Source organism: Micromonospora sp. RTBAU3-60 (genome assembly GCF_054963695.1).
Window position 1 is genome coordinate 100211 of record NZ_JBUEGB010000017.1, and the last position, 24092, is coordinate 124302.

Genomic DNA, 24092 nt, shown 5'->3' on the forward strand with positions numbered 1-24092 from the left:
CGGGACGCCGGCGGCCGCCTCATCCGGCCGGCACGGCCTCCGTCGGTCGTGGCACCGGCCCGGCCGGGTCGTCCGTCGCCTCGCGGGGCGGCGGCACGGCCTCGTTGTCCTGGGGCGGCTCTACCGTCAGCAGCGCGGCCGGCACCGGCTCGACCTCCACCCGGCAGTCGTGGAACGTCGGGGCGCCGCCCAGGTCGGCGTCGCGGACGGCGGTGACCGCGTTGACGGTGGCCCGGCCGGGGCTCAGCCGCGCCCAGTACGCCTTGTAGGTGAACGCCAGCCCGGGTCGCGTGGCGTCGTCCACGGCGACCGCCGCGAGGAAGGCGCCCCGGTCGTTGTGGACCCGCACGGCGTCGCCGTCGGCGAGGCCGCGCGCCGCCGCGTCGTCCGGGTGCAGGTGCACCCGGGGCGGCCCGGTCCGCCGGGCGTGCCAGGGCAGCGAGGCGAAGGTGGAGTTCATCAGGTACCGGCCGGCCGGGGCGACGAGCACCAGCGGGAACCGGCGGGCCAGCGCCGGGTCGGCGGCCTCCATCGGCGGGGTGTAGCCGACGACCGGGTCCACCCCGCGCCGGGCCAGTGCGGGGTCGTGCAGCCGGGCCCGACCGTCGGGGGTGGGGAAGCCGCCGTCGGCGTACGGGGCGGACCCGACCGCCACCCCGCTGGTCCGGGCGTACGTCCGCTCGCACAGCTCCTCGAAGCTGACCGGCGTGCCGCGCAGCAGTTGCCGGGCCAGGTCCTCGTCGCTGTCCCGCAGCCGGGGATGGTCGATCCCGAGCGCGGCGGCGATCCGGCGGAAGATCTCGGTGTTGGGCAGCGCCTCGCCCGGCGCCCGGGTGACTGGCAGGTTGAGGGTCGTGTAGTGGTGTCCGTAGGAGGAGTGCAGGTCGAGGTGCTCGGGCTGCATGGTGGCCGGCAGCACCACGTCGGCGTAGTCGCAGGTGTCGGTCCAGCGTTGCTCCAGCACGACGGTGTGCAGGTCGGCGCGGCGCAGGCCGGTGAGCAGTCGGGTCTGGTCGGGGGCGGTGGCGGCCGGGTTGGCGTTGAACACCACCAGCGAGGTGACCGGCGGGTCGGCCTCCCCGGTGAGCACCGCGGCGAGCCGGCTCATGTTCACCAGTCGGGCTCGCGGCGCGGGCATGTCCGGCGGCCGGATCACCGGTCCCTCGTCGATCGGGTGGTGCCCGCTGGTCGACACGAGCGCGCCGCCGCCCGGGTAGCGGAAGTCGCCGGTGACCAGCGGCAGCGCGCAGATCGCTCGGATCGCCTGGCCCGCGCCGTGATGCCGTTGCAGGCCCAGCCCGACCCGGACGGCGGTGGGCCGGGTGGTGGCGATGCGCTCGCCGAGGCGGCGGACCGCCTCGACCGGCAGGCCGCACTGCGCGGCGGCCCGCTCCACCGGCCACTCGCCGAGCCGGGCCGCCAGCTCCGGCCAGCCGACCGTGTGCGCCGCCAGCCATTTTTCATCCGCCGCGCCGGCGTCGAGGACGTGCCGCATCAGCCCGAGCGCCAGCGCCGCGTCGGTGCCGGGCAGCGGGGCGAGGTGCTCGTCGCTGCGCGCCGCGCTGTCGGTGCGCAGCGGGTCGATGGTGACCAGGTGCGCGCCGTGTTCCCGGGCCTGCTGCAGGAACGGCCACAGGTGCAGGTTGGTGGCGAGCGGGTTGGCGCCCCAGAGCACGATGAGCCGGGCGTCCACGATGGATTCCGGCTCGAAGCCGACCGAGCTGCCGTAGATCGAGGCCAGCGCGGCCCGCGCGGCGGCGGTGCAGATGGTGGTGTCCAGCCGTGACGCGCCCAGGTGGGCGAAGAGCCGGGGACCCATCGTCCAGCCCTGCACGTGCCCCATCGTGCCGGCGAAGTAGTAGGGGAGGATCGCCTCCGGGCCGTGGCGGTCGATGCTCGCGCGCAGCCCGGCGGCCACCCGCTCGACCGCCTCGTCCCAGCTCGCCGGCCGGTAGGCGACCCGGCCGACGCCCTTCGGCCCGGTCCGGACGTACGGGGTGGTCAGCCGGTCGGGTCCGTTGACCGCGTCGAGGTAGCGGTTGACCTTGCCGCAGAGCGCGCCCCGGGTGAACGGGTGGTCGCGGTCGCCGCGCAGCGCGACGGCCCGGCCGTCCTCCGCGGTGAGCTGCCAGACGCAGGTGTCCGGGCAGTCCAGCGGGCAGGCGCCGGGATGGGTGGTGCGGGCCATGCGGCCAGCCTACTCAGGGGGTCCGATAGCGTGGTGCCGCAGCCGAGCCGGGGGAGTGCCGTGGGCGAGATCGACAAGGTGGCCTGGATCCGGGTCGAGGACGGCCGGGTGCTGTGCGCCCGGTCCCGGGGAAAGGACGTCTGGTATCTGCCCGGCGGCAAGCGGGAGGCCGGCGAGACCGACCTGGAGACCCTGGCCCGGGAGGTCACCGAGGAGCTGGGCGTGGCGATCGTGCCGGAGTCGGCCGGGCACGTGGGCACCTTCACCGCGCCGGCCCACGGGCGCGCCGCCGGGACGCTGGTGCGGATGACCTGCTACGCCGCCGACTACCGGGGCACGCTCCGGCCGGCCAGCGAGATCGAGGAGCTGGCCTGGCTCGGCTACGCCGACCGGCACCGGGTCTCCGCGGCGAACCAGCTCGTCTTCGACCACCTGCGGTCGACCGGCGCGTTGCGGTAGGTCCTGGCCGGGTCAGCCGGGCAGCAGCCGGGCCAGGGCGTGCAGCGCGGTGCGGACGGTGTCGTCGTCGGCGCTGAGGCTGACCCGCAGGCCGGGCGGGGCGGCCCGCCGGGCGGCGAACTCGTCGGTGCCGGCGACCGCCACGCCGCGCCGGCGGGCGAGCGCGGTGACCGCCTCGGCGTCGTGGTTGAGGCGTACCCAGGCGAAGGGGGCCGGCCCTGGGGCGGACACCCGGTCGCCGAGCAGCTCCCGGGCGAGCGCGGCCCGGCCGGCCAGCTCGGCGGCCCGGGCGGCGGCGAGCTGGTGGGCGTGCCCGCTCAGCACGAGCTGGGTGGCGACCTCGGCGACCAGCGGCGCGGGTGCCCAGGCGAGCGCCCGGGCGGCGGCGTGCAGCGGCGCGGCGAGCGCCGCCGGGGCGTACCGGTAGCCGATCCGCAGCCCGGGGGCGAGGGTCTTGGTGATGCCGGTCAGGTGGAGGGTGCGGGCGTGCCAGGCGGCGAGCGGCGGCGGCCGGTCGGGCAGCAGCGCGCCGAACGGGTCCTCCTCGATGACGGTGAGGTCGTGCGCGGTGGCGACGGCGGCGATCTCCCGGCGGCGCTCGGCCGGCATGGTGAGCCCGGTCGGGTTGTGCAGGGTGGGGTGCAGGTGCAGCGCGGCGACCCGGCGGCGGGCGCAGAGCCGGTCGAGGGCGTCGGGCCGGGGGCCGGCGGCGTCGCCGGGCACGGTGGCCAGCTCGACCCGGAGCAGCCGCGCCGCGGCGAGCAGGCCGGGATTGGTCAGCTCGGTGGTGACCACCACGTGCCGGGGCTGGGCGAGGGCGGCCAGGGCGGCGGCGAGGGCGTGCTGCCCGCCGGCGGTCACCTCGACGTTGTCCGGGTCCGGCCGCCAGCCGGCGTGGGCCATCCACCGGGCCCCGGCGATGCGGTGCCGGACCGCGTCGGCGTCCTCCGCGCCGACCGCGAGCGGGTCGGCGGCGATCCGGTGCAGGATGGGCGCGACGGCCCGGTGCACCGGCCCGTGTCCGGGCGGGTGCACGGCGGCCACGTCGAGCACCGGGGCGGCGGCCGGGGCCGGCGGGGCGGGCGCCGGCGCCACGAAGGTGCCCCGGCCGACCTCGCCGGTGAGCAGGCCGCGCCGGGCGGCCACCTGGTAGGCGCGGCCCACGGTGGCGATGGTGACGCCGAGCCGCCGGGCCAGCTCCCGCTGCGGCGGCAGCCGGTCGCCGGGCCCCAGCCGCCCGGCCGCGATGTCCGCGCCGATCGCGTCGGCGAGCGCGAGGTAGCGGGGTCCGGCCCCGGCCGGCGCCGCCGGTTCCCAGATTGTCACCGTGACAATCTAGCCCCGCGTCCGGCCGTCCGTCGCCGGATTGTCACCGTGACAATCCGGTCCACCCGACTTCCCGGGTACGCCGCCGAGGCTGCTCGCATGACCGTCACCTCCGCCGCCCTCTGGCGGCACGCCACCTTCCGCAGGCTCTGGCTCTCCGACGCGGTCAGCACCCTCGGCACCCACGTCACCGGCGTGGCGCTGCCGCTCGCGGCGCTGACCGTGCTCGGCGCGGGGTCGACCGGGGTCGCCGCGCTGACCGCCGCGGCGACCCTGCCGTACCTGCTGCTCGGCATCCCGGCCGGGGCGCTCGTGGACCGGCTGCCCCGCCGTGCGGTCCTCGTCACCGCCGACCTCGCCCGGGCCCTGCTGCTGGCCAGCGTGCCGCTCGCCTGGGCGGTCGGGCTGCTCAGCCTGGCCCAGTTGGTGGTGGTGGCGCTGCTCGCCGGCTGCGCCACGGTGCTGTTCGACGTGGCGTACTTCGCCGCGGTGCCGGCGGTGGTGCCGGCCGCGCGCCTCGCCGACGCCAACGCCCGCCTGGAGGCGACCCGGGCGGTCGGGCAGACCGCCGGCCCGGGCCTGGCCGGCGTGCTGGTCGGCGCCCTCGGCGCGCCGGTCGTCCTGCTGGTCGACGTGGCGAGCTTCGTGGCCTCCGCGCTCTTCCTCGCCGGCACGCCGCGGCTGGCGCGCAGCGCCGCCCCCCGCACCGGCGGGGTGTGGCGGGACGCGGCCGGTGGGGTCCGCTTCGTGCTGCGGGACCCGGTCGTGCGGGCGCTGACCCTCTGCTCCGGGCTGACCAACCTCTGGCACGCCGGCTTCCTGGCCATGCTGGTGGTGTACGCGGTGCGCGAGCGGCACCTGCCCGCCGCCACGGTCGGCCTGCTGGTCGCCGGCGCCAACGTCGGCTACCTGCTCGGCGCGGCGGTGGCCGGCCGGGCGCGGGCCCGCCTCGGTGTGGGCCGGGCGGTCACCGGGGCGGCCGTGCTGCAGGCCGGTGCGGTGCTGGTGCTGCTGCCGCACCCGCTGGGCATCGGTGCCGGCCTGGCGGTGAGCGCCTTCGCCAGCGGCCTCTACAACGTCAACGCGGTCAGTCTGCGGCAGGCCGCCACGCCCCCGGCGATGCTGTCCCGGATGACCGCGACCAGCCGGTTCGTGATCTGGGGGGCGATGCCGCTCGGCGCGGTCCTCGGCGGCGCGTTGACCGGGTTGCTGGGCGCGCCGGCGTACCTCGCGCTGGCCGCGGCCGGCATGGGTGGGGCGGCGTTGGTCACCCGCTGCTCGCCGGTCTGGCGGACCCGGGACTTCCCGCGCCCGGCGGACCTGCCCCAACCGGCGGAGGCCGAAGCGGGGGTGCCCGCCGGGCGGTGAGCGTCGTTTGCCCCGCCGGGTCGCGGGTACCCACCGACGGCTCCAGGTCGTCGCGCGGCGCCAGCCGCGCCGAGCTGGGGTCGTCGGCAACCCGGCGGCGCGCCGGCGACGACAGGAGGGCGACGTGCGGTTTCCCCGATTCGTCGAGGCGGTGTCGCACCGCGCCGAGCTGCCCGCCGAGCAGGCGGCCACGATCTCCCGGGCGGTGCTGCAGACGCTCGCCGAGCGGGTGACCGGGCACGAGTCGGCGGAGCTGGCTGCGCAGCTGCCGGACGAGCTGGGCAGCTATCTGTCCGCGCCGGCCGGGGTGGCCGGGGGCGGGGGAGCGGTCGCCTTCGTGCACCGGGTGGCCGAACGGGCCGAGGTGGACCCGGCGGTCGCCGAGGTGGGCACCCGCGCGGTGCTCACCACGTTGCGCGAGGCGGTGACGGTCGGCGAGTTCCAGGACCTGCTCGCGCAGTTGCCGAAGGGTTTCGACGCGATGGTGGACCCGATCCCGCGCCCGCCGTACGATGCGTGAGGAAGCTCCCCAGTAGACCGGGTTGAGCTGCGGCCAAGGCGCCGCCCGAGCGAAATTCCACGGTTCCTAAGTACTTTCACCGTAAAATAACTCGTGAGTAGCCCTCTACGCGGAAAATCGTTTCCGCGCTAGAGGGATGATCGGACGAATTCCCCCGTCCGAGGTTCCAGGCCCTCGTCCCCCCTTCGGCTCGACCCTGATCGATCCCCTTCCCATCGAAAGATTGAGTCATATCCTGCATCCATTGTGAAGTCCTGGGGGGGATCATGATCACAAGCGTGGAATCCTGCGCGCCTGCCGCCTGTAGGGAAACATCCACTCCCTGACATGTCGACGTCGATAATCATCAATCGCCTCGGCGAGATGACGGCGCGCCACGGTGATCGTCCGGCCCTGCTCGGTGAGACCCACGAGGTCAGCTACGCCGAGCTGGCCGGCGCTGCCGGTGGGCACGCCGCCGCGCTCGCCGCCGCCGGCGTCCGACCCGGCGACCGGGTCGCCCTGCTCACCGCGCACGGCGCGCCGACCGTCGCCGCGCTCCTCGGCGCCCTCGCCGCCGGGTGCGCGTACGTGCCACTGGACCCGGGCTTCCCGGTCGACCGGCTGCGCCACATGCTCGCCGCCGCCGGGGTGAGCGCGATCGCCTGCGCCGCCGGGCACCGGGAGCTCGCCCGCGGGCTCGCCGACGGCCGGACCGTGGTGCCGCTGGACGACGTGCCGCCCGCCCCGCTGCGGCCGGTCCCGGTCGACCCGGACGCGCTGGCGTACGTGCTGTTCACCTCCGGCTCCACCGGGGTGCCCAAGGCGGTCGGGCAGACCCACCGCAACCTGGCGCACGTCGTCGACAACCAGATCGCCGCGCTGGCCATCGGTCCGACCGACCGGCTCAGCCTGCTCGCCTCGTTCAGCTTCGACGCCGCCATCCCGGACCTGTACCCGGCGCTGCTCACCGGCGCCGCCGTGATCCCGGTCGACCTGCGCCGGCAGGGGCTCGCGTACGCGGTCGAGCAGCTCGACCGGCACCGGGCGACCGTGCTGCACTGCACGCCCACGGTCTACCGGTTCCTGCTCGACACCCTCGGCGACCGGCGGCTCGACGCGGTCCGGGTGGTCCTGCTCGGCGGCGAGCAGGCCACGTACGCCGACGCGGCCCGCGGCCGGGGCCGATTCGCGCCCGACTGCGAGCTGGTCAACGGCTACGGCGCCACCGAGATGACCTTCGTCGCGCGGTACGCCCTGCCGCTGTCCACCGTGGATCCGGCCGCCACCGGCCCGTTGCCGATCGGCGCCGCGTTCCCCGGCTACGAGCTGCACCTCGCCCCGGACACCGGGGAGATCGTGGTGCGCAGCCCGCACCTCGCCCCCGGCTACCTCAACCAGGACAGCGACCGGTTCACCGTGGCCGCCGACGGGGTGCGCGCGTACCGCACCGGCGACCTCGGCCGGCGGTTGCCCGGCGGCGACCTGGTCTGCCTCGGCCGGCTCGACCGGCAGGTCAAGGTACGCGGGCACCGGGTCGAGCTGACCGAGATCGAGGCGGTGCTCGCCGCCCAGCCAGGCGTGGCCGGCGTACGGGCCATCGCCCGGGACGGCGAGCTGCTGGCGTACGCCCGTCCGGCCGACGGGACCCGGCCGGACGCGGCGGCGCTGCGGGCCGCCCTCGCCGCGGCGCTGCCCGAGTACGCGCTGCCCCGCGCGGTGGTGGTGCTCGACGAGTTCCCGCTCACCGTCACCGGCAAGGTGGACGAGCGGGCGCTGCCCGACCCGGCCCGCGAGGTACCCGCCGACGCCGCCCCGAGCACCGACACCGAGCGGATCGTGCACGACATCTGGTGCGCGGTGCTCGGCCGCGACGCGGTCGGCCGCGACGACAGCTTCTTCGACGTGGGCGGGCAGTCCCTGCTCCTCGGCCAGGTGCAGCAGCGGCTGGCCGAGCACTTCGGGGTGCGGCTGCCGATGCTGCGCCTGTTCGACCACCCCACGGTGGCCGCCCAGGCGGCGCTGCTCGAAGCCCCGTCCGAGGCGGTCCGCGCGCCGGTGCTGCCCGTGCCGGCCGCCCCGGCCGCCGCGGCCCGCGAGTACACCGGCGACGAGATCGCCGTGGTCGGGCTCGCCGGCCGCTTCCCCGGCGCCCCGGACGTGGCCACCTTCTGGTGGAACCTGTGCACCGGCGTCGACGCCATCCACGAACACACCGACGAGGAACTGGCCGCGCTCGGCGTCGGGCCGGGGCTGCGCAACGACCCACGGCACGTGCGGGCCGTCGGCCGGCTCGACGGGGTGGCCGACTTCGACGCCGAGTTCTTCGCCTTCGGCGCCGACGAGGCCGCCCGGACCGACCCGCAGCACCGGCTCTTCCTGGAGACCGCCTGGGAGGCCCTGGAGGACGCCGGGCACGACCCCGCGCGATTCCCCGGCCTGATCGGGGTCTACTCGGCCGCCTCCGCCAACCGGTACTTCCTGTTCCACCTGCTCGACAACCCCGCGGTGGTCGGCGACGTGGACCCGGACGACTGGGAGGCGCGGCTGATCGGCCGGCAGTTCACCGACCACCTGCCCGGGCAGGTCGCCTACCGGCTCGGGCTGACCGGGCCCGCGCTGGCCGTGCAGAGCGCCTGCTCCAGTTCCCTGGTCGCGGTCTGCCTCGCCGCGCAGAGCCTCGCCGACTACCAGTGCGACATCGCCCTCGCCGGCGGCGTCAACGTCACCTGGCCCCGGCACCGCCACACCCCGGGCGGGCTGGCCTCCCCGGACGGCCGGTGCCGCGCCTTCGACGAGGGCGCCAACGGGTCCGGCTTCGGCTCCGGCGTCGGCGTGGTCGCGCTGCGCCGGCTCGCCGACGCGCAGGCCGACGGGGACCGGATCTACGCGGTGCTGCCCGGCTGGGCGGTCACCAACGACGGCGCGGACCGGGCCGGCTTCGCCGTCCCCGGCCCAGCCGGGCAGGCCGCCGCCGTCGCGAACGCCCTCGCCACCGCCGAGGTCGCCCCCGGCGAGGTCCGCTTCGTCGAGGGCCACGGCAGCGGCACGCCCCTCGGCGACGCCATCGAGGTGGCCGCGCTGCACGAGGTGTACGCCGGCGGGCCCGCCGAGTCCTGCGCGCTCGGCTCGGTGAAGACCAACATCGGCCACCTCGACGCCGCCGCCGGCATCGCCGGGCTGATCAAGACGGTGCTCGCCGTACGGCACGGCGTGATCCCGCCGAACCTGCACTTCACCCACCCGCACCCGGAGATCGACCTGGCCGCCGGCCCGTTCTACGTGCCCACCAAGGCACGGGACTGGCCGGAAGGCCCGCGCCGGGTGGCCGGGGTCAGCGCCTTCGGGCTCGGCGGCACCAACGCGCACGTGGTGGTGGAGCAGCCCCCGCCGGACGAGCCGCTGGACCTCCCGGCCGACGGCCCCTGGCTGCTGCCGGTGTCCGCGCGTACCCCGGTGGCGCTGCGGGCCGCGCTGACCCGGCTGCGGGCCCACCTGGCCGGCGCCGTGCCGGCGCTGCCCGAGGTCGCCGCCACCCTGGCGCTCGGCAGGCGGGCATTCGCCCACCGGGCCGCCGTGGTCGCCGCCGACCTGCCCGGCGCGCTCGCCGCGCTGGACATGCTGCTCGACACCGACGCCCGGATCGCCGGCGACGGTGGCCCGCTGCGTGAACTGGCGGCCGACTGGGTCGCCGGGCGGGACGTCGACTGGGACGTCCTGCATCCCGAGGGCACGGTCCGGCGTACCGGGCTGCCCACCTACCCGTTCCAGCGCCAGCGGTACTGGATCGACCCCGTGCAGAAAGGTCCACGGTGAACTGGTTCGTCTCCGCCGGAAGCCGACCCCAGGCGCCGGTGCGGTTGTTCTGCCTGCCCTACGCCGGAGCCGGCGCCAGCGCGTTCCGGCGGTGGCAGGAAGGGATCGGCCCGGACGTCGAGGTGCTGCCGGTGCAACTGCCCGGCCGGGAGAACCGGATCAGCGAGGACCCGCGCTTCGACGTGGCCGACCTGGCCGCCGCCATCGCGTCCCGGGCCGACCGCCCGTACGCCATCTACGGGCACTCGATGGGCGGCCGGGTCGGCTTCGAGGTGGTCCGGGAGCTGCGCCGGTCCGGCCGGCCGCTGCCGCTGCGCCTGTACGTCGGCGGCGCCCGCGCCCCGCACGTGGACGCGCCCAGCCTCTTCGACGGGCTGTCCCGAGTGGACGACGAGGAACTGCTGCGCCGCCTCGGCGAGGGCGGCGGGCTCCCCGCCGAGCTGCTCGACCATCCCGAGCTGGTGGAGCTGCTGCTGCCGCTGCTGCGGGCCGACTTCGGCCGGGTGGACAGCTACCGGTACGTGGCCGGCGAGCCGCTGCCGGTGCCGATCGTCGCGTTCAGCGGCGTCCGCGACCGGGCGGTCACCCGCGAGCACAGCGCCGCCTGGGCGGAGCACACTGCCGCCGGGTTCACCCTGCACGAGATCGACGGCGGACACTTCTTCCTGCACGACCAGCTCCCCGACGTGCTGGCCGCGATCCGCGCCGACCTGGCCGGCGCGCTGACCGTCGACGCCCCGGCGGTCGGCGGCCCGGCAGCCGGACGGGCCGCCGCCCCCGCCGCGCACCGGGTGCCGCTGGGCGACACCGGGTGGTCGGTCTGGCGCGACGCGATCCTGCGCACCACCGGCTTCCCGGCCACCGGCCTCGACCTGCTCTCCGCCCCCCGGGCCGCCGCGGCGGCCGACGAGCTGCTGGCCACCGGGTCCGGCGAGGACCGGTACGACAAGGAGTTCGACGAGGCCGTCCGGGCTGCCGCCGACCGGCTCACCGAACTGGCCGCCGACCCGCTGCTGCGCGAGGCGGTCACCTGGCAGAACCGGGGTGCGCTGGTGGCGCTGGACGGCCTGGCGCGCGCCGGCGCCGACGCGCCCCGCAACGTGAAGCGCCGCGACCGGGAACGGGCGCTGCTCAAGTACTGGCAGCGCTACTGCGGCAAGAACGAGACGGTCGGCTTCTTCGGGCCCAGCTGCTGGGTCACCGTCGACCCCGACCAGCCGGAGACCGTCCGGGTACGCGCCGGCGCGCAGCTCACCGCCCGCCGCTGGGTGTGGTTCGAGTCCTGGGCCCTCGCCGCGTACGCCGACCGGATCGGCGCGGACCTCGCGGTGCGCCGCTGGTGGCCACCGATGCTGCTGCCGCAGCTCGCCGTCCGGGACCGGACCGTGCTGCGCCCCGGGCGCCCGCCGCTGTCGCTGTCCCCGGTGGAGGCCGCGCTGCTCGCCGCGGCCGACGGCCGCCGGTCCGCCGCCGACCTGGTGACCGACCCGGCCGTCGGGCTGCGCCGGCCCGAGGACGGGTACGCGCTGCTCGATCGCCTGGTGGAACGGGAACTGATCACCTGGGACGCCGCCCTGCCGGTCAGCCCGGACGCCGAGCAGGTGCTCGCCGCCCGGATCGCCGCGATCGGTGACCCGGCGGCCCGCGCGAGCGCCCAGGCCGGGTTCGACCGGTTGCGCGTCGCGCGGGACGCCGTGGCCGCCGCGGCCGGGGACCCGGACCGGCTGCGCGGCGCCCTCGACGCCCTCGACGCCACCTTCACCGAGCTGACCGGCACCCCGGCCAGCCGCCGCGCCGGGCAGATGTACGCCGGCCGGACGATCTGCTACGAGGACACCGCCCGCGACCTGGCGGTGGTGTTCGGGGCGCCGCTGCTGGACGAGCTCGCCGCCCCGCTGGACGTGCTGCTGCGCGCCGCCCGCTGGATGGCAAACGCGCTGGCCGAGGCGTACGGGGAGGTGCTCCGGGGGCTCTACGAGGAGCTGCGCGCCGAGGCGGGGGGCGGTCCGGTCGCCCTGGCGGATCTGTGGTTCCTGACCCAGGGTCTGTTCTGGGGCGGCGGGGAGCGGCCGGTGGACGCCGTCGCCGCCGAGTTCGCCGCCCGCTGGGCCGGGCTGTTCGGGCTGGACGCGCTGCCCTCCGGCACCACCGACGTGCGGCTGCGAGCGGCCGACCTGGCCGACCGGATCGACGAGGTCTTCCCGGGCACCCGGCCGGACTGGTCCAACGCCGTGATGCACAGCCCCGACCTGCAGATCTGCGCCACCGACGCGGAGGCGTTGCGCCGGGGCGAGTACACGGTCGTCCTCGGTGAGCTGCACGCCGCCTGGTCGTCGTTCGACTGCGCGGTGTTCACCCCCTCGCACCCCGACGTCGAGCGGCTGCGCGTGGCGCTGGCCGAGGACCTGGGCCAGCGGCGGATCCGGCTGCTCTTTCCGAGCGACTGGCCGCGCCGGACCAGCCGTACCTCCGAGTCGCTGACCGGGCCGACCGACCGGCACCTCGCCTTCCAGGCGGCCCCCGGCGGCGAGCCGGGTCGGCTGCTGCCCACCGTGGACCTGACGGTCAGCGACGTCGACGGGCAGTTCGTCGCCACCGCCTCCGACGGCCAGCGCTGGCCGCTCACCGAGGTCTTCGCCGAGCTGTTCAGCGCGCACGCGGTGGACGGGTTCAAGCTGGTCGCCGCCGCCCCGTACACGCCCCGGATCACCCTCGACAACGTGGTGGTGGCGCGGCAGACCTGGCGGACCACGGTGGGGGAGAGCGGCCTGGCCACGGTGACCGGCGAGCGGCAGCGGTTCCTCGCCGTCCGGGAGTGGCGCCGCCGGCTCGGCCTGCCCGAGCAGGTGTACGTCAAGCTCGGCACCGAGACCAAGCCCTGCTTCGTGGACCTGAGCAGCCCCGGCTTCGCGAACATGTTCTGTGCCATGGCCCGGGCCGCCCGGGTCGACGGCGGCGACGACGTGTCGCTGGTGGTCAGCGAGATGCTGCCCACCCCGGACCAGGCCTGGGTGCCCGATGCGGCCGGCCGCCGCTACTTCAGCGAGCTGCGGCTGCACATCGTGGACACCCACGGGAAGGAGCAATCGTGACCGCCCCCGCGAGCCACCTGGTGCCGCTCGGGCAGACCGGCTGGTCGGTCTGGCGCGACGCGGTGTTGCGCACGGCCGGTTTCCCGGCGGCCGGGCTCGACCGGTTCGCCGCGCCCGAGGCGGCGGCCGTCGCCGACGCGCTGCTGGCCGGCGCGAGCAGCCCGGAACTGCTGGACAAGACGCTGCGCGAGGCGTTCGCCGAGTCCTCCGCAGTGGCCAACGAGCTGGCCGCCGACCCGCTGCTGCGCGAGGCGGTCACCTGGCAGAACCCGGACATGCTCATTGCGCTGGACGGCCTGCTGCGCACCGACCCGGAGGTGCGCAACGTACGCCGGCGTAAGCGCGAACTGAGCCTGCTGCGCTACTGGCAGCGCTACTGCGGCAAGGCGGAGACCATCGGCTTCTTCGGCCCGGTCTGCTGGGGCACCGTCGACCCGGAGCAGCCGGGTGTCCGGTTGTCGCCCGGCCCGGCGCTGGTCGACCGCCGGGAGGTGGTCTTCGAGGCGTGGGCGCTGATCGCGTACGCCGACCGGCTCGCCGACGACCTGGCGGTGCGGCGCTGGTGGGCCCCGGCGCTGCAACCGCACTTGACCGTCGAGGGGCGTCAGCTGCTCTGGCCGCTGCACCCGCCGATCGCGCTGACCCCGACCGAGGCTCGGCTGCTCGCCGCCTGCGACGGCCGGACCCCCGCGGTCGAGCTGGCCGAGCGGATGCGCGCTGCCGGTGAGGTGCACGGTGCCGACGACGTCTACCTGCTGCTCGACCGGTGGGTCGATCGCGGCCAGCTCATCTGGGGCGCGAACCTGCCGGTGAGCCCGGACGCCGAGCGGGTGCTCGCCGAGCGGATCGCGGCCATCGGTGACGACCGGGTGCGGGACGAGATGGGGGCGGGCTTCGCGCGGCTCCGCGCGGCCCGGGATGAGGTCGCCGCCGCGGCCGGCGACGCCGACCGGCTCGGCGCCGCCCTCGCCGCGCTGAACACCGAGTTCACCGCCGTCACCGGCCGTCCGGCCACCCGGCACAGCGGCCAGATGTACGCCGGCCGCACCGTCTGCTATGAGGAGACGAGCCGGGACCTGGCGTTCGATGTCGGCTCCGCCGTCGTGGACGCGCTGGCCGCCCCGCTCGCCGTGGTGCTGCAGACCGCCCGCTGGTACACCGTGGAGGTCGCGGCCCGGTGTGCCGAGCTCTTCGCCGACCTGCACGACGAACTGGCCGCCGACGGCCCGGTGCGGCTGGCCGACCTCTGGCTGCTGGCCCAGGGGACGCTGATCGCCCCGGACGGCCCGATCGGTCGGGCCGGGGCGGCGTTCACGGAGCGGTGGGCGCAGCTGTTCGGCCTGCATGACCTGCCCGCCGAGCAGACGGAGCTGCGGCTGCGCGCCGAGGATCTGGCCGACCGGGTCCGGCAGCTGTTCCCGGCCGGCCGCCCCGGCTGGCCGTCGGCCCGGCTGCACAACCCGGACGTCCAGCTCGGTGCGGCCTCACCCGAGGCAGTTGCTCGGGGCGACTTCCTGCTCGTCCTGGGCGAGCTGCACCCCGCCCACGTCGCCTACGACAGCGCCGTGCTCAGCCCGTTCCACCCCGACCCGGCGGCGCTGCGGGCCGCCCTCGACGCGGACCTGGGCCCGGCCCGGCTGCGGGTGCTCTGGCCGGAGAGCTTCCCCCGGCGGACCACCCGCACCACGTACGCCCTCACCGGGCCCGCGGACCGCCAGCTCGGCATCGACACCGCGCACGGCGCCGAGGTCGACCGGCTGGTGCCGGCCACCGCGGTCACTGTCGAGCGCGACGGCGACCAACTGGTCGCGGTGTTCCCGGACGCCACCCGCTGGCCGCTCATGGAGGTCTTCGCCAGCCTGCTCGACTCGCTGCTGCTGGACGCGTTCAAGCTGCTCGATCCGGCCCCGCACACGCCCCGGATCACCATCGACCGGCTGGTGGTGGCCCGGCGTACCTGGCGCACCACGGCGGGGGAGTGCGGGCTGGCCGGGCACGCCGACGAGACCGCCCGCTACCTCGCGGTACGCCGGTGGCGGGCGGCCACCGGCCTGCCCGAGCGGGTGTTCGTCAAGGTCGGCACCGAGATCAAGCCCTGCTACGTCGACCTGACCGGCCCGCTGTACGCGCAGTCGCTCTGCGCCATGGTGGACGCCGCCCACCGGACCAGCCCGGACGTGCCGGTGGTGGTCAGCGAACTGCTGCCCGCCCCGGACGAGGCCTGGGTGACCGACGCGCAGGGACGCGGCTACGTCAGCGAACTGCGCCTCCAGATCACCGATCCAGCCACGGGAGACCACCGGTGACCGACATCCTGACCGCCAGCGCCGCCTACGGCGAGGCCCTGCCCTGGCCGGATGCGACCCTCGCCGACCTGATCACCGCCCAGGCGGCCCGTACCCCGGACGCGGTGGCCGTCCGCCAGTGGGACGACCGGCTCAGCTACGCCGAACTCGTCGACCGGGCCGCCGGGGTGGCCGCCGCGCTGCGCGAGCGGGGCGTCGGGCGCGCCGACCGGGTGGGTGTCTGCGGCACCCGCACCCCAGACCTGGTGGTCACCGTGCTCGGGGTGCTCCTGGCCGGCGGCTGCTACGTGCCCCTCGAACCGGGCGGCCCGCGCGAGCGGCTGCGCGAGATCGCCCGCGACGCCGGCGTCCGGGTGGTGGTCGGTGACGCCGCCGCGGCCCAGTTCGGCGACGAGCCGGGCGTCGAGACGGTCGGGCTGCCCGGCCCGGCCCCGCTCGCGCCCTGCCCGGCACGCCCGGGCGACCCCGCGTACGTGCTGTTCACCTCCGGGTCGACCGGCCGGCCCAAGGGGGTGCTCACCACCCACCGCAACGCGGTCGAGTTCGTCACCGGGATCACCGCGCTGACCGGCGCCGACGCCGGCGTCCGCAGCCTCGGCATCGCGTCGCTCGGCTTCGATGCGGCCACCATGGACCTCTTCGTGCCGCTGCTGCTCGGCGGCGCCGTGCAGCTGCTCGGCGCCGACGACCGGGCCGACCCGGTCCGGCTGGCCCGGTTCATCGCCGCGCATGAGGTGACCTGGGGGTTCATCACCCCGACCGTGCTGGCCCTGCTCGATCCGGCGGAGGTGCCGTCCTGGCGGGTGGTGCTCTGCGGGGGCGAGGCGGTCCCGGCCGAGCTGGTCGCCCGCTGGGCCCCCGGCCGGCGTTTCCTCAACGGCTACGGCCCCACCGAGACCACCGTGCTGGCGGTCAGCGGTGACCTCACCGCCGCCGACGCCGATCCGGTGCCGATCGGCCTCCCGCTGCCCAACCACCGGGCGTACGTGGTGGACACCGAGCTGCGGCCGGTGCCGCCGGGGGAGACCGGCGAGCTGCTGATCGGTGGGCCCGGCCTGGCCGACGGCTACCTCAACCGGCCCGGCCTCACCGCTGAGCGGTTCGTCCCCGACCCGTTCGGTGACCGGCCCGGCGAGCGGCTCTACCGCACCGGCGACCTGGTCCGCCAGGCGCCCGACGGTCGGATCGTCTACCTGGGCCGGGCCGACCGGCAGGTCAAGGTCCGCGGCCAGCGGATCGAGCTGGGCGAGGTCGAGGCGGTGCTGGCCGGGCATCCCGGCGTCGACGGGGTCGCCGTGGAGGCGGTACCCGGACCGGCCGGCACCGAGCTGGTCGCCTTCCTCATCCCCGCCGACGCCCCCGACGACGACGCGCTGCGGGCGTACGCCGGGCCCCGGCTGACCACCGCGATGCTGCCGGCCCGGACGGTGCGGCTGGCCGCGCTGCCGGTCAGCCCGACCACCGGCAAGCTGGACCGGCCGGCGCTGCGCGCCCTGGCCACGTCCCTTCCGGACACCCGGGTGGACGACGCCGACGGCGGCGACCCGGTCGAGGCCACCGTCCGGCGGCTCTGGGCCCGGCTGCTCGGCGCGCCCCCACGCCCGGACAGCGACTTCCTCGCCGCCGGCGGCAACTCGATCGCCGCGATGCGGCTGGTCGCCGCGCTCCGCGCCGAGCTGGGCCGGCAGGTCGACACCCGGGACCTGTTCACCGGCCGCACCTTCGCCGCGCTGGTGGACCGGGTTCGCGCCGCCGCCCCCGCCGACGGCGATGGGTTCACCACCGGCAACCCGCCCACGCTCGCCCCGCCGCAGCGGCGGCTGTGGTTCATGGACCAGCTCGCCCCGTCCAGCGCGCCCTACAACATCGCGGTGGCGCACCGGCTGCGCGGGCCGCTGGACACCGCCGCGCTCGGCGCCGCGCTGCGCGCCGTGGTCGAGCGCCACGACGTGCTGCGCTGGCGCATCCTGCAGACCGGCGGCGTGCCGTACGCGGTCCGCGAGGAGCCGACCGACGTGGCCGTGCCGGTGGTGGACCTGACCGGCGCCGCCGACGCCGAGGCGGAGCTGGCCACCATGCTGGCCGCCGGGGCCGGGCACGCGTTCGACCTGGCCACCGGGCCGCCCTGGCAGGGGACCGTCTACCGGGTCGGCGCCGAGGAGCACGTCCTCGCCCTGACCATGCACCACGCGGTCTTCGACGGCTGGTCCGAGGCGCTGCTCTACGACGACCTGGCCACCGCGTACGCCCGCGCGGTCGTCGGCGAGCCACCGGCCCTGCCCGCGCTGCCCGCCACCTACGCCGACTACGCGGTCTGGCGGGCCGAGCGGGACCGCCGCCGGGGCGCGGCCGACCTGGCCTGGTGGACCGGGCACCTGGCCGGCGCGCCGACCGTGCTCGACCTGCCCCGGGACCGGCCTCGCCCGGCCGTGCAGACGTACGCCGGCGCGGAGGCGGCGGTGGTGCTCGCCGAGGACGCCGACCGGGCGGTCCGCGAGCTGGCCGCCCGGCGCGGCACGACGGTCGCCGCGGTGCTGCTGGCCGGCTTCGGCGAGCTGCTGCGCCGGCTCACCGGGGCCGACGATCACGTGCTCGGCGCGATCGTCGCCGACCGGCGGCTGGCCGCCTTCGACGACGTCATCGGCTTCTTCATCGACACCGTGCCGGTCCGCGTCCGCAGCGGCGGCGCCAGCTTCGCCGAGCTGGTGGACCGCTGCGCCGCCGAACTGCACGAGGTCACCACGCACCCCGGCGCCCCGCTGGAACGGATCGTGGAGGCGCTCGGCGTGGGCCGGGACACCTCCCGCGCCCCGCTCGTGCAGGTGCTGTTCAACGTGCTCAACTTCGTGCCGCCCCGGCTCGCCCTGGCCGGCCTGGCCGTCGAGCCGGTGCCGGTGCCGAAGCCCGGCTCGCCCTTCGACATCACCGTCTACGTGGTGGAACGGGCCGGCCGGGCCGGGGTCGAGGTGGTGCACAACCCGGACCTGTTCGACGGCGACCGGATCGACGCGCTCCTGGCGGACCTGGCCGCGCTGGTCGGCGCCCTGGCCGCCGACCCGGACGCGCCGGCCGACCGGGTGGCCGCCGAGCTGCCGCGCCCGGCGGTCCGGGTGGCCGCCCTCGGCGCGATGACCGTCGCCGCCGAGCCGGCCCGCGCCCCGCTGCCCGCCGGGCCCGACGCGCTCACCGAGACCGAGGAGCTGATCGCCGGCATCTGGCGGGAGGTGCTCGGCAAGGACCGGGTCGGGGTCGCCGAGAACTTCTTCGACATCGGCGGTCACTCCATGGCCCTCGCCGCGGTGCACGCCCGGCTCACCGAGGCCACCGGCCGCTCGCTCACCATGCTCGACCTGTTCCGCCACCCGACCGTACGGGCCCTCGCGGCCAGCCTCGACGGCGCCGCCGACCGGCCGGAACTGGCCCGCGCCGCGCTGCGCGCCGCCGCCCGCCGCGGCCGGGCCCGCCGTACCCCACCCCGACGACCGCAACAGTGACGCCGCAACCCTCCCCGCCGGCCACCCCGGCACCCGCGTAAAGGACGACCCCGATGAACAACGACATCGCCACCGAGCACCCCGCCGACGACGGAATCGAACCGATCGCCATCGTCGGCCTCGCCGCCCGCCTGCCCGGCGCCGCCGACGTGGCGGAGTTCTGGCGCAACCTGGTCGACGGCGTCGAGTCGGTCACCGAGCTGACCCGCGAGGAGCAGCTCGCCCGGGGCGCCTCCGCCGAGGAGGTCGACGACCCGGGCTGGGTGAACCGGGCCCCGCTGGTCGACGGCTACGACGAGTTCGACGCCGGCCTGTTCGGGATGACCGCCCGCGAGGCCGAGATCACCGACCCGCAGCACCGGCTCTTCCTGGAGAGCTGCTACACCGCGCTGCAGGACGCCGGCTACGACCCGGCCCGCTACGACGGCACGGTCGGCGTCTACGCGGGCACCGGCGGCAACACCTACCTGCACAAGTTCGTGCTGCGCAACAAGCGGGTCGGCGGCAACCCGCACGGCGCGGTCTCCCTCGCCACCGGCAACTCCCCGAACTACGTGGCCACCAACGTGTCGTACCGGCTGGACCTGCGCGGGCCGAGCCTGACCGTGCACACCGCCTGTTCCACCTCCCTGGTCGCGTTCCACCTGGCCTGCGAGGCGCTGCGCAACGGCGAGTGCGACATGGCGCTGGCCGGCGGCGTCAACATCGAACTGCCGCACGTCGGCTACCTGGGCATGGACGGCTTCACCTCGCCGGACGGCCGGTGCCGCCCGTTCGACGCCGGCGCGAACGGCACGGTGTGGGGCAGCGGCGTCGGGGTGACCCTGCTCAAGCGCCTCTCCGACGCGATCGCCGACGGTGACGCCATCCGCGCGGTCGTGCTCGGCAACGCGATCAACAACGACGGTGCCGGCAAGGTGGGCTTCACCGCCCCGAGCATCGACGGCCAGATGGAGGCGGTCGCCCAGGCGGTCGGCCTGGCCGGCATCGACCCACGCACCATCAGCTACGTCGAGGCGCACGGCACCGGCACCGCGCTGGGCGACCCGATCGAGATCTCCGCCCTCTCCGCGGTCTACACGAAGGACACCGACGACCGGGGCTGGTGCGGCATCGGCTCGGTGAAGTCCAACATCGGCCACCTCAGCCAGCCCTCCGGCATCGTCAGCGTGATCAAGACGGTGCTCGCCATGGAGCACGGCCTGATCCCGCCCACCATCAACTACGAGACGCCGAACCCGGCGATCGACTTCGCCGACACCCCGTTCTACGTGGCGAACACGCTGACCAAGTGGGACACCGACGGGGGGCCGCGCCGGGCCGGGGTGAGCTCCTTCGGCATCGGCGGCACCAACGCGCACGTGGTGCTGGAGGAGGCGCCGGCCGCGTACCGGGCCGAGCGGCGGGTCCGCCCGGCGCACCTGCTCCAGGTGTCGGCGAAGACCCCCACCGCGCTGGACGCCGCGGTGCGGCGGCTCGCCGACCACCTGGAGAACGGCGGTGGCACCGAGCCGCTGGGCAGCGCCGGAGGCGGCGCTGGGCGGCTCGCCGACGTCGCGCACACCCTGCGGGTCGGCCGCCAGGAGTACGCGCACCGCGCCGCCGTCGTCGCCGGCGACCCGCAGGCGGCGGTCGCCGCGCTGCGCGACGCCCGCAAGGGCCACCGGGGCGCTGCCGACGGCCCCGCGCCGCGGGTGGCGTTCCTGTTCTCCGGGCAGGGCTCCCAGTACGCCGGCATGGGCGCGCAGCTCTACGCCGAGGACCCGGCGTTCGCGGCCACCGTGGACGAGTGCGCCGAGCTGCTCCGCCCCGAGCTGGGCCTGGACCTGCGCGACCTGATCCTCGGCCGGGACCCGGAGGCGGGGGAGAAGCTCACCGAGACCCGCTACACCCAGCCGGCCCTGTTCACCATCGAGTACGCGCTCGCCACCGCCTGGCAGCGGGCCGGGGTGACCCCGGCCGCGATGATCGGCCACTCGATCGGCGAGTACGTCGCCGCCACCGTGGCCGGCGTGCTCACCCTGCCCGACGCGCTGCGGGTGGTGGCCGCCCGGGGCCGGCTGATGCACTCGCTGCCCGCCGGCTCGATGCTGGCCGTGGCGCTGGACGAGTCGGCCGTCGCCGACCGGCTGCCCGAGGGGCTGGCCATCGCCACCGTCAACGGCCCGGGCACCTGCGTGGTGGCCGGCGAGACGGCGGCCGTCGAGGAGTTCGCCGCCACGCTCAAGGGCAAGAGCAAGGTGCTGCGCACCTCGCACGCCTTCCACTCGCCGATGATGGAGCCGATCCTCGACGAGTTCACCGCGCTGATGGCCACCGTGCCGCTGCGCCCGCCGGTCGTGCCGTTCCTGTCCAACGTGACCGGCACCTGGATCACCGAGGCGCAGGCCACCGACCCGGCGTACTGGGCGGCGCACCTGCGCCAGCCGGTACGCTTCGGCGCCTGCGTGGCCACCCTGCTCGCCGAGGGCACCTGGGCGCTGCTCGAGTGCGGCCCCGGCAGGCAGCTGGCCAACCTGGCCCGGATGCAGGTCGCCAAGGCCGGCGAGGCGCAGCGGAAGCTCACCCCGCTGGGCAGCCTGCCCGGCCCGGGCGAGTCCACCGGCGACCTGGTCACCCTGCTCGGCAGCGCCGGCGCGCTCTGGTGCGCGGGCGTGCCGGTGCGGCTGGCCGCCGACCCGGAGGCCCGGCGGGTGCCGCTGCCCACGTACCCCTTCGAGCGTCGCCGCTACTGGGTGGATCCGGACCCGGTGGAGCAGGTGGCGGCGGCGCCGGTGGAGACCGGCCCCCGGCCCCTGCCGGAGTGGTTCGCGGTGCCGGTGTGGCGGCAGGCCGCCCCGGCCCGGGCCACCGCCCCACTGGGTCGCTGCCTGGTCCTGGCCGACGGCCCGCGCGGCGAGGCGCTGGTCGCCGCGCTGCGCGCCGCCGGTGACGACCCGGTCGAGGTACGCGCCGGCGACGCCTTCGCCGCCACGCCCACCGGGTTCCGGCTGCGCCCCGGCGTCCGCGAGGACCACGACGCCCTGGTCGCCGCGCTCGGCGCGGACCTGCCGCGGCGTCTCGTGCACGCGTTCGCCCTCGACGGGGAGCCGGCCGGGACCGACCCGGACGCCGCCTGGGCCGCCCAGGACCGCGGCTTCTTCAGCGCACTGCACCTGGTGCAGGCGCTCGCCGGCGCCGGGCTGACCGGCGACGAGGCGGGCCGCACCCTCGACCTGGTCACCGCCGGCACCGCCGACGTGCGCGGCGACGACCTGGTCCGCCCGGAGCACGCCACCCTGGCCGGCCTGGCCCGGGTGCTGCCGGTGGAGCTGCCCGGCCTCACCGTCCGCCTGGTCGACGCGGACGCCGCCGCGCGGGGCGCCGCCGCCCTGGTCGCCGAGCTGCGCAGCCCGGTCGACCCGGAGCAGCCGGAGGTGGTGCTGCGCCGCGACCGGCGCTGGGTGGCCGGGTACGAGCAGGTCACCGTGGACGCCGAGGCCGAGCCGGGCGTGCTGCGTGAGGAGGGCCGGTACCTGATCACCGGCGGTCTCGGCGGCATCGGCATCACCCTGGCCGAGGACTTCGCCCGCCGGGCACGCGCCAAGCTGGTGCTGCTGGCCCGGTCCGGCCTGCCCGAGCGGGACGGCTGGGACGAGCACCTGGCGGTGCACGGCGGCGCCGACCGGGCCGGCCGGGCCATCGCGGCGATCCGCCGGATGGAGGCGGCCGGGGCCGAGGTGCTGGTGCTCGCGGCCGACGTCACCGACCCGGCCGACCTGCGCCGGGTACGCGAGGCGGCCGAGAGCCGCTTCGGCGGGCTGGACGGCATTGTGCACGCGGCCGGCCTGCCCGGCGGGGGCATGGCGGAGATCAAGGAGCGGGGCGAGGCGGAGCGGGTGCTCGCCCCGAAGCTGGCCGGCACCCTCGCCCTCGCCCAGGTCTTCGGCGATCTGCCGCTGGACTTCGTCGCGCTGTGCTCCTCGATCACCGCGGTCATCGGCGGGTTCGGTCAGGTCGACTACTGCGCGGCGAACAACTTCCTGGATGCGTTCGCGCGGGCCGGCGCCGGCTTCCGGGCGCCGGTGGTGTCGCAGAACTGGGGCGGCTGGGCCGAGGTCGGTATGGCCGTGGAGACCAACGCGCCGGCCGCCTTCCGGGCCGCCGGCCGGGACACCGTCACCAGCCCGGTCGACCACCCGGTGCTGACCACCAAGGTGGCCGGGCCGGACGGCACCGTGCTGCACGGCCTGGTCTCCGCCAGCACTCATTGGCTGCTCGACGAGCACCGGATCGGCGGGGTGCCGGTGGTGCCGGGCACCGCCCACCTGGAGTCGGTGCGCGCCGCGGTGACCGCCGCGTTGCCCGCCCCCGGCCCGCAGGCGGCGGTGGAGCTGCGCGACGTGGTCTTCCTGGAGCCGTTCTCGGTGCCGGACGGCACGGTCGCCCAGTACCGGGTGGAGCTGACCCCCACCGAGGACGGGGTGGACTTCACCGTCGCCAGCCTGGCCGCCGGCCAGCTGCGTACCCACGTCCGGGGCGCCGCCGGCTGGACCGAGGAGCCCGCCCCGCTGGCGGGTACGCCCACGGTCACCGGCCGGCGGGTCGACGACGACGCGTCGTTCGGCCGGGGTCGGACCAGCATGCTCACCTTCGGGCCACGCTGGGCCGCGCTCGCTGAGCACCACCTGGCCGACGGGGAGGAGCTGGCCCGGATCGAGGCACCCGCCGCGGCGCTGGGCGACCTGCCCTCCTGGGGGCTGCACCCGGCCCTGCTGGATGTGGCCACCGCCTTCGGCCGGGGCCAGGGCTCCGGCACCTACCTGCCCCTGTCGTACGGCCGGATCGTGGTGCGCGGCGCGCTGCCGGCGTCCTTCCTCAGCCACCTGCGGCACCGGGACAGCGCCACCGACGAGGTGGTGGCCGCCGACCTGTCACTGGTGGACGCCGAGGGCCGGGAACTGGTCGCGATCAGCGACTTCGTGCTGCGCCGGGTGGACCAGGGCGCGGTCACCGGGGGCCTCACCGACACCCCGGCCGCCGCGGCCGACGCCGCCGCGGCCCCGGTGACCGAGGACATCCGGCCGGTGGACGGGGCGGAGGCGTTCCGGCGCAGCCTCACCGCCGGTCTCGGCGCGCAGGTGGTCATCGCCACCCGTACCGTCGCGGACATCCGCCGACGGGCCGCCCGGGTGACCACCGACAGCCTGGAGGTGGCGGCCGAGGCGGTCTCCGCGCCGACCGCCACCGGCGGCGGCTCGGCCGCGCCCTCGACCGAGCTGGAGAAGACCATCGCCCAGGTCTGGCGGGACGGCCTCGGCGTGACCGAGGTCGGCGTGGACGACGACTTCTTCGCCCTCGGCGGCAACTCGCTGGTCGCGGTGCAGCTCATCGCCGCGATGCGCAAGGCCACCGGGGTGCGGCTGCCGATGCGCAGCCTCTTCGAGACCCCCACGGTCGCCGGGCTGGCCGCCCGGATCGAGGAGTTGCGCGCCAGCCAGCCCGCCGACGAGCCGGCCGCGCCGGCGACCATCCCAGCCATCCCGCGACTGCCCCGCGCCTGAC

10 protein-coding genes are annotated in these 24092 nt (G+C 76.4%); 8 read left to right on the forward strand and 2 right to left on the reverse strand.

The annotated features are described in order from the left end of the window. Nucleotides 1-19: 19 nt before the first annotated feature. Entirely contained in the window at nt 20-2188 is a 2169-nt protein-coding gene (locus ACY34I_RS18950; protein WP_462756309.1) for a molybdopterin-containing oxidoreductase family protein, read from the reverse strand. A 60-nt stretch (nt 2189-2248) separates the two neighbouring features. Between ACY34I_RS18950 and ACY34I_RS18955 the strand changes: the two genes are divergently transcribed. Then, nucleotides 2249-2647 carry an NUDIX hydrolase gene (locus ACY34I_RS18955; RefSeq protein WP_462756310.1) on the forward strand — a complete coding sequence of 133 codons (399 nt, stop codon included), beginning with the start codon at nt 2249-2251 and terminating at the stop codon, nt 2645-2647. A gap of 12 nt (nt 2648-2659) precedes the next feature. Here the strand turns inward: ACY34I_RS18955 and ACY34I_RS18960 are convergent, their stop codons facing one another. After that, a complete protein-coding gene (locus tag ACY34I_RS18960) occupies nt 2660-3973 on the reverse strand; it encodes an aminotransferase-like domain-containing protein (protein WP_462756311.1) in 1314 nt (437 codons plus the stop codon). A 99-nt stretch (nt 3974-4072) separates the two neighbouring features. On the opposite strand from ACY34I_RS18960, the gene ACY34I_RS18965 reads away from it, so the two are divergent. From ACY34I_RS18965 to ACY34I_RS18995, 7 genes are all read left to right on the forward strand, one after another. Further along, nucleotides 4073-5341 carry an MFS transporter gene (locus tag ACY34I_RS18965; RefSeq protein ID WP_462756312.1) on the forward strand — a complete coding sequence of 423 codons (1269 nt, stop codon included), beginning with the start codon at nt 4073-4075 and terminating at the stop codon, nt 5339-5341. 124 nt (nt 5342-5465) lie between these two features. Further along, on the forward strand, nt 5466-5861 hold the full coding sequence (locus tag ACY34I_RS18970; RefSeq protein ID WP_462756313.1) for a DUF2267 domain-containing protein: 396 nt from the start codon (nt 5466-5468) through the stop codon (nt 5859-5861). Between the two features lie 327 nt (nt 5862-6188). Then, on the forward strand, nt 6189-9656 hold the full coding sequence (locus tag ACY34I_RS18975) for an AMP-binding protein (RefSeq protein ID WP_462756314.1): 3468 nt from the start codon (nt 6189-6191) through the stop codon (nt 9654-9656). Beyond that, complete coding sequence (locus ACY34I_RS18980; RefSeq protein WP_462756315.1) at nt 9653-12748, forward strand: thioesterase domain-containing protein; 3096 nt, start codon at nt 9653-9655, stop codon at nt 12746-12748. The genes ACY34I_RS18975 and ACY34I_RS18980 overlap by 4 nt, the downstream gene beginning before the upstream one ends. Further along, entirely contained in the window at nt 12745-15054 is a 2310-nt protein-coding gene (locus tag ACY34I_RS18985; RefSeq protein ID WP_462756316.1) for a lantibiotic dehydratase, read from the forward strand. Before ACY34I_RS18980 ends, ACY34I_RS18985 begins: the two co-directional genes overlap by 4 nt. Next, nucleotides 15051-18548 (forward strand): amino acid adenylation domain-containing protein, encoded by a 3498-nt coding sequence (locus ACY34I_RS18990; RefSeq protein ID WP_462756317.1) that lies wholly within the window; start codon nt 15051-15053, stop codon nt 18546-18548. The genes ACY34I_RS18985 and ACY34I_RS18990 overlap by 4 nt, the downstream gene beginning before the upstream one ends. Before the next feature lie 53 nt (nt 18549-18601). Further along, nucleotides 18602-24091 carry a type I polyketide synthase gene (locus ACY34I_RS18995; protein ID WP_462756318.1) on the forward strand — a complete coding sequence of 1830 codons (5490 nt, stop codon included), beginning with the start codon at nt 18602-18604 and terminating at the stop codon, nt 24089-24091. Nucleotide 24092 lies beyond the last annotated feature (1 nt).